Consider the following 507-nt stretch of genomic DNA (forward strand, 5'->3'; position numbering starts at 1 on the left):
GGACAACCGCTGGAAAGTGGTGGCGGTGGCCAATTGATTCCCGAATCATAAAATAGACGCTGATTTCTCCCTTTTCACGAACGCTTTCCGCTCGACTTTCAAAACCTTTTCTGATATGTTGGGCTTGCAAAGGCAAAGTCTAATAACATCGAGGAGGAAAACGGTATGAGCAGAAGAAAGAACGTGCTGATGGTGACCACAGGCATCCTGATCGGGATCCTGATGGCCGGCACCGCAGCCCATGCGGCAGAGGCGCCTCCCATCCGGGTGAGCAGCTACAAGGGCGCTGTACTGGAAGTGGGGGAACGGAGCGGCCTTGTAATCGGCCCCAGCGGGGCGGCGTACACGGTGACCTCCAGCGACCCGGACACGGTGGCGGTGGAACAGGTGATGAGCTGCTGGGTGGCCGTTGCCAAGTCCGAGGGGAGCGTGGAGATCACCGCCTCCAACCAGGCCGGGGAAACCGGCGCCCTGACGCTGACCGTGGGGCCAGACGCACCGCAGGCC

1 protein-coding gene is annotated in these 507 nt (G+C 60.4%); it reads left to right on the forward strand.

The features are described 5' to 3' along the window. Nucleotides 1-165: 165 nt before the first annotated feature. Nucleotides 166-507 (forward strand): hypothetical protein (locus RX395_RS09950; RefSeq protein WP_316367330.1); only part of this gene is annotated, 342 nt, incomplete at its 3' end.

Origin of the sequence: Collinsella aerofaciens (genome assembly GCF_032584215.1) — a bacterium.
In the GTDB taxonomy this organism is placed as follows: Bacteria; Actinomycetota; Coriobacteriia; order Coriobacteriales; family Coriobacteriaceae; genus Collinsella.